Raw genomic sequence first — 15,047 nt, 5'->3', positions numbered from 1 at the left:
GTCCCGACGGCCCGGTGCAGGTCAGAGCGGTTGGCGAGTGGCTGAGTCTGAACGCCTCGGTGCGCGGCAATCTGGAGCCGCTGCGGGCGAAGATGACCAAGCTCGCCGACCGTGGCTGGCTGCACCCACTTCACCGAGACGTGCGCGTCAGAACTGCCGGAGGTGGTCGTGCACGTGGCCACCACGATCGCCCCGGTCCAGGACGGCGAACTCACCGCCCAGATCCACGACGACCTCGCGGCGATCGACCTGACCCCGGCCGAGCACGCGGTCGACGCCGCCTACATCAGCCCCACGCAGATCGAACGCGCCCAGCGGGTGCACGGCATCACCCTGCTCGGCCCGGTCGTGCCCGACCACAGCCACCAGGCCAAAAGCGGGGCCGGGTTCGACAAGGCCGCCTTCACGATCGACTGGGAGCACCGCCGGGCCACCTGTCCCCAGGGCACCCTCAGCCGCGAGTGGCGGCCCCTGCGCATCAGCGGCCACGGCTACATCCAGGTCAAGTTCGACAAGGCCACCTGCCTGGCCTGCCCCGTCCGCCCCCAGTGCACCGACGCGGTCAGCGGCCCGCGCTCGCTCGCGCTGCTACCCACCCGCGAACTGCACGAGATCCAGCAGCACAACCGTCTCGACCAGCGCACCGAGGACTGGCAGCGCCGCTACGCGATCCGCGCCGGCATCGAAGCCACCCTCTCCCAGAACATCCGCGCCTGCGGTCTGCGCCGAACCCGCTACCGCGGCCTGCCAAAGACGCACGTCCAGCACGTCCTGACCGCACTGGCCTGCAACGTCACCCGCATCGCCGACTGGATCGCCGACCCAGCCCGCCCCCGGCGGCCACCCAGCCACTTCCACGCCCCTCCTAGAGGACCATTTCCAGGGAGAGGTAGTCGTCGTACTCCCCGCGGACGTGGGGATGGGCCTTGGCATCCCAGGGTTGATGAGGGTATTGAGCACTGCTCCCTGCCCGCATGGGGGATGGACCCTCTGCCCGGCGCAGCCAGGCAGCACCACGTTCGTGCACGCGCGGGGATGGACCGGACGACGGATGGATGGCGCACAGCCGGTGGGCAAAGCAGTGCCCGTTGTCATGAATGTAGCGCCCCATGCCGGAGCAAGAGTCCGGTCCGTGGCCCACCACCGGATCAAACGGCACCCACCACCGGACCAACACCACAGGCGGGACGATCCAGGCACTCGCCGGGCCCCCTGGATGCCGGAATTCCTCCACGCCAGAACTACCCACGGCGCTCCCGTCGGAAAGAGACTTCGTCAGGAGCGTCCGGCATGGAAGTCACAGTCCCTGTTACCTGAGGTCAGAGATTCGCCTCAACCTGCCTCAGGAATCAGGTGAGATGCAATATTCCGGCGGCCACTTTGCCCTTCCGTACCTGTCCTCTGGGCCGTTCGGGCAGAACGATCGGTCGGCGGCGTGTCAGGGTGACACCCCCGGTCGAACGACCATTGACAGACTCAGAACCACTGATCAATCATCTCAACCACCGCTCGGGGGATCAGATCCAGCCACCGGCGCGGCCGTTCGATCGCTCGCGTACGGCACATCGGACCATGCGCCGGAATTCCCCCTGGAATCCCCCGACTCCCGCATCACTTGCCCTGTTTATTTCAGTCCATGCAGTGCGCTGCGGGGACGCATCGGCACTCTACAAACCCCGCTGAGACATATATCCAGTCCCGGCTGTGAAAAGGCATCCCGCAGAGGAAGAACTGGCCTTGCCCGCGAACCAAGAATTGCGTCGTTCCATCCCCGAATCGCCTGTCGCGACATCCCGGCAGCCCGCGGCCGTGCCGCTCGTCGACCGGACCGCTCCCCTGGCGCTGTCCTACGCGCAGCAGCGGCTGTGGGTCCTGTCGCAGATGCAGGGCGCGAGCGAGGCTTACCACATGCCCATGGCGGTGGAGTTGCGCGGCGCATTGGACCGACCGGCGCTGGGCAGGGCGCTGGACGCGCTTGTTGCCCGCCACGAGGTGCTGCGTACCCGCTTGGTCGCCGTGGCGGGCGTGCCCTTCCAGCGGGTCGGCCCCGCCGACGCGGGCTTTCCCCTCGCGGTCGCGGATCTCACCGGCGCAGCCGATCCACGGGCTCAACTCGCCGTGCTTCAGCGGGAGGAGGTCACGGCGCCGTTCGACCTGGAGCGCGGGCCGCTGGTCCGGGGGCGCCTGGTGGCGCTGGAGGCCGAACGCCACGTCCTTCTGCTGACGTTCCATCACATCGTTTGTGATGGGTGGTCGATGTCCGTGGTGAACAGGGAACTCGGCGCGCTGTACGCCGCGTTCAAGGCGGGCGGCGACGACCCGCTGTCCGTGCTGCCCGTCCAGTACGCCGACTACGCGGCCTGGCAGCGGCAGTGGCTTTCCGAGGGCGACGCGGAGCGGCAGAGAACCCACTGGCAAAAGACCCTCGCGGGCGCCCCCGCACTCCTGGAACTGCCCACGGACCGGCCGCGTCCCGCCGAGCAGGACTACCGGGGCGCGCAGGTGCCCGTCACCATCGACGAGGAACTGACCTCCGCACTGCGGGCGTTGGGCAAGCGGACCGGCAGCACCCTGTTCAAGACCGTGCTGACGGGCTGGGCGCTGACCCTGTCGCGTCTGGCGGGCACGGAGGACGTGGTGATCGGGGCGCCGGCGGCCAACCGGACCCGTACCGAACTCGAAGGTCTCATCGGCTTCTTCGTGAACACCGTCGCGCTGCGGGTCGACCTGTCGGGCGAACCGACGGTGGCGGACCTGGTGCGCAGGACGGATGCGGCCGCGCTGTCGGCGCTCGACCACCAGGACCTGCCCTTCGAGCAGGTCGTCGAGGGGGTGAACCCTCCCAGGAACCTCGGGCACACCCCGCTGTTCCAGGCGATGCTGGCCTGGCAGAAGGTCACCGAGGAAACGTTGGAGCTGCCCGGCGTCGAGAGCGTGCCGCTGGAGTTCCCGCGCTACACCGCCGCGTTCGACCTGACGCTCTGCCTCACGCCGCGGGACGGCTGCGTGACGGGGAAGCTCGACTACGCGTCCGCGCTCTTCGACGCGGCGACCGCGGAGCGCCACGTACGCCAACTGCTGTATGTGCTGCGGCAGATGGCCGACGACCCGCAGCGGCCCGTCGCCGACCTGACACTCCTGGACGAGCGGGAACTCCACCAGGTCCTGGTGGAGTTCAACGACACCGAGCTGGCGCCGACCCCCACCGGTCTCGTGGAGCGGTTCGAGGCTTGTGTGCGTGAGCGGCCCGACCAGGTCGCCGTGGTCCACGAGGGTGAGCGGCTCGACTACGCGACGCTGGACCGGCGCGCCAACCGCGTCGCCCAGGCCCTGATCGCCCGGGGCGTGCGCACCGACCGGGTCGTGGGGCTGCACATGGGCCTCTCGGTCGATCTGGTGGTCGGCATACTCGGCGTGCTCAAGGCGAGCGGCGCGTACCTGCCGCTCGACCCCGCGCTCCCCCACGAACGCCTCACGAACATGGTGGCCGACTCGGGCGCCGTGCTGGTCCTGAGTGACACGGACGGCGCCCCCTCGCCGAGCACGACGCCCCGGGACGACAGCGCCCCGGGGCCCGAAGAGGCGCCGGTGACTCCCTGGCTGCGGCTCACCTCCGTCGAGGCAGGAGCCCCGTGCGACGACGCACCCGGGACGCCCTACCGGCCCGACGACCTCGCGTACGTCATCTACACGTCGGGTTCGACCGGCCGCCCCAAGGGCGTCGCGGCCACCCACCGGGGCATCCTCAACCTGCTGGACTACTGGAGCGACGAGTTCGGCGCGACACCGGGACTGCCGTCCGCGATGTGGCCGAGCTTCGCGTTCGACGCCTCGGTGCAGGAGTTCCTGCTGCCGCTCACCACGGGCGGCGTGCTCCGGCTCGTACCGCAGGGCGTGCGCGAGGACCCCGAGACGCTGATTGCCTGGATGCGCGAACACCGCGTCGTGGACATCCTGCTGCCGCCCTCCTTCGTGCGGTGGATCTGCGAGGCTCCCGAGGAGAGGCTGGCGGGCCTGGCGCTGCGCTGCGTCCGCACGGGTCTGGAGCCGCTGCCCGAGGACGCGCTGCACCGCATGGAGCAGGCCCTGCCGGGGCTGCGCGTGCTCAACGGCTACGGGCCCACCGAGACCGCGCTGTACTGCACCGCCCAGCTCGACCCGCAGCCGCTGGCACGCCAGGCACCGATCGGCCGCCCGGTCGCCAACACCCGGACGTACGTGCTGGACGAGCGGCTGCGGCCGGTGCCGATCGGCGTCGCGGGTGAGCTGTACATCGCGGGCTCCGGACTGGCCCGCGGCTATCTGAACCGGCCGGAACTGACCGCCGAGCGGTTCGTGCCCGACCCCTTCGTGCCCGGCGCGCGCATGTACCGCAGCGGCGACATCGTCCGCTGGCTGCCCGACGGCCAGTTGCTGTACGTCGGCCGCCGCGACCACCAGGTCAAACTGCGCGGCTTCCGGATCGAGCTGGGCGAGATCGAGGCGACGCTCCTCGAACAGCGGGGCGTGAGCGAGGCCGCGGTCCTCGCCGACCGTGACGCCGCCGGTGAACCGCGGCTGGTGGCCGCCGTCGGGGTGGGCGACGCGGAGCCCCGGCCGGTGGCCGAGTGGCGTGCCGCGCTCGCCGTTCGCCTGCCGGGCCACATGATCCCCGCGGTCTTCGTCGAGCTGCCGAGGCTGCCGGTCACCGACAACGGCAAGCTGGACCGCGCGGCACTTCTGGCTCTGGCGCACACCGGCCTCCCCGCCCAGGTGAACCAGGCGACTCCGCGCGACCACATCGAGCTGACGCTCTATCAGATATGGCAACGGGTCCTGCTGCGAAGCGAGATCGGCATCCGCGACGACTTCTTCGACATCGGCGGCACCTCCATCTCGGCCATCAAACTGGCCCACGCGGTCCGGGAGGCGTTCGGCGAGGCCCTGTCGGTCCGCGACGTCCTGCTGCACCCGACCATCGAGGACCTCGGCAGACGGCTGCGCCGGGGCGCGTCGGGCCCGCCGCCGGGCAACCTCCTGGACTTCCGCGCCGGCGACGGGAGCGCCAGGGTCGTCTGCGTCCATCCGGCGGGCGGCACCGCCTTCTGCTACCTGTCGCTGGCCAAGGCGCTGCCGGACTCCCTGGGCGTCCACGGCATCCAGTCGCCGGGCGTCAACCCCGGTGAGCCGTTCCTGCCCACGGTCGAGGCCATGGCCGCTTCGTACCTGGAGCTCATCGCCCCGCTGCTCGACGCGCCGCTCGTCCTCACGGGCCTCTCCTACGGCGGTCTGGTCGCACACGAGATGGGGCGCCGCCTCGCCGCGGCAGGACACGACAGAGTGAGCGTGGTGCTGCTCGACACCCAGGGCACCGACGATCCGGAGCGCCGCGCCGCCGTCACGCCGGTGGACATGGCGGAGTTCCGCGACAAGCTGGTCAAGTTCAACGGGATGTACCCCGGCATCGACGACCGGCAGATCGAGCAGTACTTCCACATCTACAACCACAACCGGCTCACGGCCGCCTCCCACATACCGGCGCCGACATCCGCGCGCACGGTCCTGATGCAGGCCGTCGAGGGCGCCCCGGGACCCCTGCTCGAGGAGGTACGCGGCTTCTGGCGCAGTCGCGCCGAAGGCGACTACCTGGTGGAGCCGGTGCGGTGCGACCACTGGGAGATGTTGGAGTCCGAAGCGGTGCTACGGGTGGCCGCGACGATCGACGCGGAGCTTACGGACCTTGCCGGGACGCGCCCGCCCGCGACCGCCTCACGGACCGCCGGTGCCGGCTCCGCACGGGAGAACTGATGGGTGCCGCACCGCACTTCCCCGCCCCCGGCCTCGCCGCCGCCGTACTCGACCGGGCCCATCGCCACCCGTCGGCGCCCGCGCTCATCGACGGCGAACACACCCTGGACTACGCACACCTCGACACCGCTAGCGCGGCCGTCGCCGATGCCCTGCACCGGCACGGTGTGCGGCCGGGACAGGCGGTCGCGGTCTGCCTGCCGCGTTCCCGGCAGCTGGTCTGCGCCATGCTCGGCATCCTGCGCCTGGGCGCGGTGGTCGTTCCCCTGGACGCGCAGAGCCCGCCCGAGCGGCAGCGCCACATCCTGACCGACTCGGCGAGCGTGGCGGTGCTCCACGGCGCCGCGGCGCCGAAGGGACTCCCCGGGGGCGTACGGCCCCTGCCGGTCGACGAGCTCCTCTGCGGCGGCGCGGGCTCCCCCGCGCCGGATCCGCGCACCGAGCCGAAGGTCGCCGCACCGGTCTCCTTCGTCTTCTACACCTCGGGCACCACAGGACTGCCCAAGGGCGTCGAGGTGCGGGACGCGGGAATCATGCGCCTCGCCCGCCCCGGGTACATCGCTCTTCGCGAAGGCGCCCGCTACGCGTGCCTGTCCAACCCCGCCTTCGACGCGCTCAGTTTCGAGGTCTGGGTGCCGCTGCTGACCGGCGGCTGCTGTGTGATCGTCGACGACGAGACGGCGCAGACGCCCGACGTGCTGGCGGCCGAACTGGAACGGCTGCGCATCGACACCCTCTTCGTCACCGTCGCGCTGTTCAACGCGGTGGTCGACCAGGTGCCGCACTGCTTCGCCGGCGTCGGCCAGGTGCTGGTGGGCGGTGAGCAGCTGAACGCCCGGCTGATCCGCCGCTGGTACCGGTCCAACGTCACCAGTACCACCCAGCTCTACAACGTCTACGGCCCCACGGAAGCCACGACGTTCGCGCTGTGCCACCCCATCCCCCGGGACTTCGCGGGCGATGTGGTGCCCATCGGGCGGGCACTGCCGGGCACCGAGGCCCTCGTGCCGGCCGAGGGCAACCGCCCTGCCGAGCCCGGCCGGACCGCCGAACTGTGCCTGGCGGGCGAGGCATTGGCCGTCGGCTACCGCAACCTCCCCGAGGAGACCGAGCGCCGCTTCGTCACCCTGGAGCGGTCTGACGGCATCCCGGTGCGCCACTACCGCACCGGCGACCTGGTCCGGCTCGACGCCGCGGGGCGGTTCGAGTACGTCGGGCGCGCCGACCGCCAGGTCAAGGTGCGCGGCTTCCGCATCGAACCGGGCGAGCTGGAGCGTCGGATCGTGACGCACCCCGCGGTCCGCCAGGCGTACGTCTGCACCCGCCGCGAGGCGAACGGCGTCAACGAACTGCTCGCGTATCTGACCCTCGGCTCCGCGTTGTCCTTCGACGACTTCCACCGGCACCTGGACACCGCCCTGCCCGCGTACATGCGCCCCCACCAGACCTACCTGGTCGACGAGTTGCCGCTCAACGCCAACGGCAAGGTCGACCGGGAAGCCCTGCTGGGGCGCGACGTCGCACCGTGGCGGCGCACCGGAGCCGCCCGGGCCGATGACGTCCGCACCGCCCGGCAGCGGGAGGTTCTCGCCCTCGCGGAACGGATCCTGGGCATCGAGGGCCTGTGCCTCACCGACCGCTGGATCGCCTGCGGCGGCGACTCGCTCAGGGCGCTGCGGCTGCGCTTCGAGGCACGCCGGCTCTGGGGCTGCGAATTGCCCCCGTCCCTGGTGTTGCGGAGCGACTTCGCCGAGCTGGCGGCAGCGACGGAGGCAACCGCCTGCTCCTACCCCGACGTTACCGCACCGGCGCCGACCGACGCGGCGGGTCCGCGCACCGCGCCCGCCACCTCCGAGCAGCAGCGGCTGTGGCTCCTGCAACAGCGCGATCCGGCGTCCCTCGCATACAGCGTGCCGATGGTCTTCCGCGTCGACGGCGCTGCCGACGTCAGCGCGCTGCGCGACGCGCTGCGACGTCTCGTGGCCCGCCACCCCGCGCTGCGCACCTCCTTCACCGCTACACCCGAGGGTCTGGTGCAGACGGTGAACGAGCCGTACGACCCGTGGACCGAACCTCCGGCGGAGGCCCCGCGCGACGCGGCGGGCCGAAGAGCCTTCACCGACCGGCTGTTCGCCACGCCCTTCGACCTGGCACGGCCCCGGTTGTTCCAGGCGTGCTGGCTGCCCCGCCTGGGCGGCGGCGACCTGTACGTGTGTATGCATCACATCGCGGTCGACGGCTGGTCGCTCAATGTGCTGTTCGGCGAGCTGTCGGCCGACTACGCGGCAGCCGTCGGCCACGCGAGCCAGGCAGCCACGCGGCCGGCGCCGACGCCGCTCGACTACGCCCGCTGGCAGTCCGAGTGGTTCAACCAGCCCGCCTACCGCACCCAGCGCTCCGAACTGGCTTCCCTCTACGGCGAGTTGACGCACGACCGGGCCGGTGCGGCCGACACGGCGCCTCTGGAACCTGTGCACCCGGCGGCCGGCCCCATGGGGCGGCTGCTGCACACCTCCCTCGACTCGACCCGTCGCACCGCGCTCGACCGGCTCTGTGCTGACCTCGGTCTCACCCGCTTCCACGTCCTCCTGGGCGTCTACGCCTGGAGCCTGTACGGGGCCACCGGCCGCACCCGGCCACGGATCGCCGCGCCGGTGGCCAACCGGCCCGTGCAGGACTTCGAGTCCAGCGTCGGCATGTTCGCGAACACCGTGCTGCTCCCCCTGGACGTGGCCCCGCGCGAGCACCTGCGCTCCCAGCTCCTGCGGTACGGCGCCGCAGCCCAGGCGATCCTGGACCGCCAGGACGTGGTCCTCGCCGACGCCGTCGCCGATCTACCGGGCCCGGCGGGCAGCACACCGTTCGACTTCATGTTCGTCCTGGAGAACACCGACTTCGACACGCTGGCGCTGCCCGGCTGCGACGTCCAACCGCAGTGGCGGGCACCGCTCGACGCGAAGTGTCCCCTGACCCTGTCGGTGGTCGAGCGGGCGACCGGCCTCGACTGCCTGTGGGAGTACGACGCCCGTCACTTCGACGCGGCCGAAATGGCGTCTCTGGCCGAGCTGTTCGAGAGCGGCATCGAGGCGCTCACCGATGGTGCCGACCGTCCACTGTCCGAACTGGTGGCACCGCTGCGTCGTCGGCTGCCCGAGCCGGGGCGCGCCGATTCGGCTCCCCTCGCCCACGTCACCGTCGCCGAGGGCTTCGCCCTTCAGGTATTGCGCACACCCGAAGCGCCCGCACTGGTGCACGCGGGCCGCAGCCTCACGTACACCCAACTGGACGCGAGAGCCGGCGCGTTCGCCGCCGAGCTCCAGCGGCTGTACCCACCGGTGCCGGGTGACAGCGGCCCCCGCAGTGTCGCGCTGTACCTCCAGCCGTCGCCCGAACACGTGGTGGCGCTGCTTGCGCTGGCCCGGCTGAACCTGACCATCGTGCCGCTCGACCCCGCCTATCCGAAGGAGCTGCTGCGGCAGATCCTGGCCCAAGTGGAGCCGCTGTGCGTGTTGGTGGCAGCTGAGGACGCGGACGCCCTCGACGCCATCGCTCCCCATGGCCTGCCGCGGCACCGGGTCCCCTCGGCGGACCACGTTCCGTCGGCCGTCCCCGCGCTGCCGCCGCACGACGGCCGGCGTCCGCTGTACACCCTGTTCACCTCGGGCTCCACCGGCACTCCCAAGGGAGTGCAGGTGTCCGACCGGACGCTGTGCAACCTGCTGCAATGGCAGCGCGACTCGGGGGGCCTGGGATCCCTCGCCGTCACTCAGCAGTTCTCCATGCTGTCCTTCGACGTCTCCTTCCAGGAAATCTTCACCACGCTGTGCGGCGGTGGTGTGCTGCATCTGGTGCAGCCTTCATGGCGCCACGACGCGCCCGCTCTACTCGACCAGCTCGAAGCGGCGGGTACCGAGCGCCTGTTCCTGCCGTACGTGGCCCTGAACCTGCTCGCCGAGCACGGCGTGCGGCTCGGCCGCTACCCCTCCCGGCTGCGCGAAGTGATCACCGCGGGCGAGCAACTGCTGTGCACCGACGCCATCCGCCGCTGGTTCGCCGGACTGCCCGGCGCCCGTCTGTTCAACCACTACGGGCCGACCGAGACCCATGTGGTCAGCGGCCTCTGCCTGGAGGGCGATCCCGCCCACTGGCCGGAGCGCCCGGCCATCGGCAGACCGGTGACGGCTGCCTGGCTGCGTGTGGTCGACGAGGCGGACGAGCCCGTACCGCCGGGCCGCACCGGTCATCTGCTCATCGGCGGCCCGATGGCCGCGCCCTGCTATCTGGGCGACGCGCGGCTCAACGCGGAGCGCTTCGTCGAACTGCCCGGCCTGGGAACCTTCTACCGCAGCGGCGACCTGGCCCACTTCGACCGGGACGGCCTGCTGCACTACCAGGGCCGCGACGACCAGCAGATCAAGCTCAGCGGCCACCGCCTGGAGCTCGGCCAGGTCGAGGCGGCACTGCTGCGCCACCCCGACGTCGTCAACGCGGTGGTGGCACGGGACGGTGAACGGCTCGTCGCCTGCCTGGCGTTCCGCCCCGGGACCACGGCCCAAAACCCGGCTCCAGGTCCCACGGGCGCGGAGCTGACACGCCATCTGGCGCCGCTGCTGCCGCCGTACGTACGGATCGACCGCTTCCGTCGCCTGGCGAGTCTGCCGCTCACACCGAGCGGCAAACTGGACCGCCGCGCGGCCCTGACCGCGCCCGGTGACGAACTGCAATCGCCGAATGCTGTCTCCCAGGACCCGTCGGTTCTGACGCCCCGCGAGGCCCGGTTGACCGAACTGCTCACCGAACTGCTCGGCCGGACCGTCGCCCCCGATGAGCGCTTCTTCGACGCGGGCGCCTCCAGCCTCGATCTGATGCGCTTCCAACTGCGCTGCACCGCCGAGCCCGGTCTGAGCTTCACCGTCCCCGACCTGTTCGAGCACGTCACCATCCGCCGCCTCGCCGCGTTCCTGGACGGTGCGCTGCGCACGACCGACACGGACCGCCCCGCGCACGCCGTGGCGGACGAACCGATCGCCGTCATCGGCATGGCCGTACGGCTGCCGGGCGCCGACGACCTCGCCTCCTTCTGGGAGATGGTGCGGACCGGAGCACGCGGCGTGGAGCACTTCGAAGCGGCCGACGGACTGGTCGGCGCGCGCAGTCAGATGTCGGGGCTTCTCTCCTTCGACCCCGAGCACTTCGGCATCAGCCGCCAGGAGGCGCGGCTGATGGATCCGCAGCAGCGCCATCTGCTCATGAGTTCCGTGCAGGCGCTGGCCCATGCGGGGATCGCGGACCCGTCCGGGCAGCGCATCGGGCTCGTCGCCGGCTGCGGTGAGAACACCTACTTCCAGTCCCTGCTGCGCGAGGCCGACCCGGAGCAACTGCCGGACGGCTTCCAGCTGGCGCTCCACCACGACAAGGACTTCCTCACCACCAAGGTCGCCTACCACCTCGATCTGACGGGCCCCGCGTTCACCGTGCAGGCCGCGTGCGCCAGTTCGCTGGTCGCCGTGCACGTCGCGGCGGGGCTGCTGCGCCAGGGCGAGGCCGAGGTCATGCTGGCGGGCGGGGTGCTCGTCGACACGCTGCTGACGGATGGCTACGCGTACCGCCCTCAGCACATCTTCTCCAGGGACGGTCACTGCCGGCCGTTCAGTGACGACGCCGACGGCACGATCGGCGCCAGCGGTGTCGGTGTGGTGGTACTCAAGCCGCTGAGCCTCGCGCGACGCGACGGCGACACCGTGTACGCGGTGGTCACGGGGTCGGCGCTGAACAACGACGGTGCGGGCAAGCTCAGTTACAGCGCGCCCTCGCTTCCGGGCCAGCGCGAGGTGATCCGCGCCGCGCTGCGCCGCAGTGGCCGAGACAGCGCCGACCTGGGATACGTCGAGGCGCACGGCACGGGCACCCGGCTCGGCGATCCGGTCGAGGTCGGCGCGCTGCGCCAGGCGTTCGACCTGGCCGAGGCCGACCGATGCGCGCTGTCCTCGGTGAAGAGCCAGATCGGCCATCTGGGAGCCGCGGCGGGAGTGGTGGGTCTCGTACGGGCCGCCCTCGCCGTCCACCACGGGCTGATTCCGCCCAACGTCGGCTTCCGCACGCTCAATCCCCAGATGGGCCCCGACACGGCGCCGTTCCACGTCCCGGCCGCAGCGGCGCCCTGGCCCGCGGGACGGCCCCGGGTGGCCGCGGTGAGCAGCTTCGGCATCGGCGGCACCAATGCCCATCTGGTGCTCGAAGCAGACGGAACACCGGAGGGGGTGGACCCCCAACTCCCCCTCATTCCATGCCTGTTGCTCTCCAGTACCAGCGCTGCCGGGCTGCGCGCCGACGCCGCCCGCATCGCCGACTACCTTCAGGCACGGCCCGAGGCGTACGCCCTGGTGCTCCGCCATCTGCAAGCGGGACGGCCCGCGCGCCGCCTGCGGGCCGCGGCGGTCTGCGCCGACGCGTCCGAGGCGGTGGCCTGGCTGCGTACGGTGTCCGGCGTCGAGGTGACGGCGCGCGGGGAGGAGTGCCGCGCCGTGGAGCACACGGCCGGTGATGTGGTGACCGCGTGGCTGTCCGGCCGGCCGGTCCGCTGGCCCGCCGGACCCGCGAGGGCTCCCTGGGACTTCCCGCCGCCGAGCTTCGCGCTCGCCGAGTACGACTTCGAGCGCGCCACGGCCCCGGCCGGCGACGGCGGAAGCCCGCAGCGCCTGCCCGAGGCCGACTGGCTGCACCAGCCGCACTGGGTCCGGCTGAGCCGTGCCGTCTCCGCGGCCGGGCCGCGGATGGCGGGAGTGCTGGTGGCGATGACCGTCACCCCCCTACCGTCCGACGCACTGGCCCCCTTCGCCACGGTCTACGACCGGGTGGTACGCGTCAGCGCTGCCGACGCCTTCGCCCAACTCGCGGCCGACGTCTACGAAGTGGACCCGGCCGACCCCGAGTCACTACGGCAGTTGCTTGACGCACTGGCTCCGGCGTCGGCCGACGCGAACGAGGTCGGTGTCGACTGGCTGCACGCGCTGCCGCTGGCGGTCGACGGGCCGATCGGCGAGGAGGCGCTGGAGCACGCCCGCTGGGCCTGCCTGGACACCCCGGCCGCCCTGCTGCGGGCGGTCGGCGAACTGTCGCGGCCACTGCGGCTGCGGACCTGGTGGCTCTCGTACGGGGCACAGCCGACCGAAGGTGGCGTGTGGCGGCCGGAGTTGGGGCTGCTCGCGGGCGCGGGAGAAGTGGCACCACAGGAGTGTGCCCTCCAAGGACACTGGGTGGACCTTCCCGGCGCGGACCCGGCCGACTGGAGCGGGGCCCTTGCGGCGCTCCTCGCCGGGACCGACGCCGCCTCGGAACTGCCCCGGCGTCTCGCGCTGCGGCAGGGCTACTGGTGGCGGCAGGCGCTGCTGCCGGTGCCCGCCCCCGTCACCACGGCGCCCTTCGCGCTGACCGCTGCCCCGGCCACGTACCTCGTCATCGGCGGCACGGGAGGCATCGGCCGCTCCCTGGCCGCGTGGCTCCTCGCACACTCCGAGTGCCGGGTCGTCCTGCTCTCCCGCGGTGCACGGCTGCCCGCGGATCTCGCCCCGTGGGCGGACCGTGTCGCGCTGGTCGAGGCCGATCTGGCCGAGGACGCGCTCGACGTCATCCTCGCCAGGATCGCCTCGCACACGAGGGGGGCCGGCGGGATCGACGGCTTGGTGCACGCCGCGGGCTCGGCGGGCGGCGGGCTGATCTCCCGGCGCGACACCGTGGCGATGCGGCGGGCCACGGCCGCCAAGCTGCGCGGCACCCTGCTGGTCGAGCGGCTGATCGAGCACTACCGGCCGGGCTTCGCGGCGTACTGCTCGTCGATGTCCGCGCAGTACGGCGGGGTCGGCCAGTTCGACTACGCGGCCGCGAACGGTCTTCTGGACGGCTTCGCCCGATACCGCTCGGACGCCACCGCCACCACGCTGCGGATCGGCATCGGCTGGGACATCTGGAGCGAGGTAGGCATGGCCCGGGACGCCCTGCGCTCGGACGCCCGCCACCAGGAACACCTGGCGGTGGGTCTCGCGGTCAAGGAGGGGCAGCGGCTGTTCGCACGAGCGCTGCAACTCCAGCTTCCGCATCTCCTGGTCTCCACGACCGACATCGAGCGGGCCCACGACTTCTACGCCCCGTCAGCGGCGCCGGAGGCGGTACCGCGCGCAAGACGCGCACCCGTCACGCAGAATGCGGAACCACGGAAAGCGACCGCCGCCCGGCTCAGCGGCTGGGTGTGCGGCTGGCTGGGACTCGACGAGATCGACCCGGACGTCTCGCTGTACGACCAGGGCGTCGACTCGCTGACCATGCTCGACCTCATCGCCAAGGTCGAGCAGCACTACGGCGTCGTCCTCGAACTCTCCCAGCTGGGCCATCGCATCAGCCTCAACGGTGTGCTGGCCCTCACGGGGGAAGCCGAGGACGCCGGTTCCGGTGCGGCTCCCGGTGTGGACCAGGTGCCCATCGAGGTGTGGCAGGAGGGCACCGGGAACGACGTGGTGTGCCTGATCCATCCGGTCGGCGGAGACGTCCAGGCATACCGGGCGCTCGTGTCGGTCCTCGACCCGCACCTGACGGTCTGTCTGATCGCCGACCCCGCCCTGCGCAGCCCCGACCTGCCGTCCTGGTCGCTGGCCGAGCGGGCCCGCCACTACCACGCCGCGCTGCGTGCGCGATTCCCGCACGCCCAGTGGCGCTGGCACCTCGCGGGCTGGTCGTTCGGCGGCTGGGTGGCACACGCCGTGGCGGCCGAGGCGGAGGCGGCCGGCCACCCGGCTACCGGGCTCCATCTGCTCGACCCGCCGCCGCCGGACGCGGGGCCGCACTTCCAGGCGTACGACGAAGCGCGGTACGCGGCAATCTTCGCGCACGAGCTGAGCCAGGGCGGAACGGGACAGGGCGGCACGGACGGGAGCCGTACCGCAACCGGACCGAGCCCGGAGGCGCTGGCGTACGCCGAGCGTCTCGCGCGCTGCTGCCGGGCCAACGTCGGCGCCATGGCACACCATCGGCCGCCCCGGCTCACCGGCACGCCCAGCCGTCTGTGGATCGCGACCCGCCCGGTGGACGGCCTGCCGGTGCTGGGCTCCCCCGAGGAGCAACGGCGGCTGTGGGAGGAGCGGTTGCCGCTGCTCGACGGCTTTCACGAGCTCGACACCACGCACTACGGGATCGTCAGGGCCCCTTGGGTACGGGCGGTGGCCGACGCCGTCAACAACGCGACCGGGACGGCTGCCGAGCCCCGCTGA

General features: G+C 71.8%; 3 protein-coding genes. All 3 read left to right on the top strand.

Annotated features, from left to right (window positions below; all coding sequences use genetic code 11):
* The first annotated feature begins 111 nt into the window (after positions 1-111).
* Positions 112-1,317, top strand: a complete 1,206-nt coding sequence (locus OG522_RS36035; protein ID WP_329467229.1) for a transposase — start codon at positions 112-114, stop codon at positions 1,315-1,317.
* 492 nt (positions 1,318-1,809) lie between these two features.
* Positions 1,810-5,787 (top strand): non-ribosomal peptide synthetase, encoded by a 3,978-nt coding sequence (locus OG522_RS36030; RefSeq protein ID WP_329467228.1) that lies wholly within the window; start codon positions 1,810-1,812, stop codon positions 5,785-5,787.
* Positions 5,787-15,047, top strand: a complete 9,261-nt coding sequence (locus tag OG522_RS36025; protein ID WP_329467227.1) for a non-ribosomal peptide synthetase — start codon at positions 5,787-5,789, stop codon at positions 15,045-15,047. The genes OG522_RS36030 and OG522_RS36025 overlap by 1 nt, the downstream gene beginning before the upstream one ends.

It is taken from the genome of Streptomyces sp. NBC_01431, assembly GCF_036231355.1.
Classification (GTDB): domain Bacteria; phylum Actinomycetota; class Actinomycetes; order Streptomycetales; family Streptomycetaceae; genus Streptomyces.
Note: the sequence above shows the minus strand (reverse complement) of the source record. Positions and strands in the feature narration are given on the sequence as shown.